1 protein-coding gene is annotated in these 208 nt (G+C 62.0%); it reads left to right on the forward strand.

Features of this window, described 5'->3' with window-relative positions; translation table 11 throughout:
* Positions 1-27 precede the first annotated feature (27 nt).
* Positions 28-208 (forward strand): co-chaperone YbbN (locus EXE42_RS18405; protein ID WP_137707163.1); only part of this gene is annotated, 181 nt, incomplete at its 3' end.

Here is a 208-nt window from a genome sequence, read left to right on the forward strand (position 1 = left end):
GACGCATCGGTCGGCGGAATCATCGACGTGGAAAGTACCGAATCATTCAACGAGGCGATCGCGGAAAACGACCAGGTCGTCGTCGACTACTTCGCTGACTGGTGTGGCCCCTGTAAGCAGCAGACGCCTATCCTCGAGGAGCTGTCCGGCACGATCGACGCGCCGGTTCTCGGCGTCGACACCGACGAACACAACGGGCTTGCCGCGG

This window comes from Halorubrum sp. SP3 (assembly GCF_005435195.1).
Classification (GTDB): domain Archaea; phylum Halobacteriota; class Halobacteria; order Halobacteriales; family Haloferacaceae; genus Halorubrum; species Halorubrum sodomense.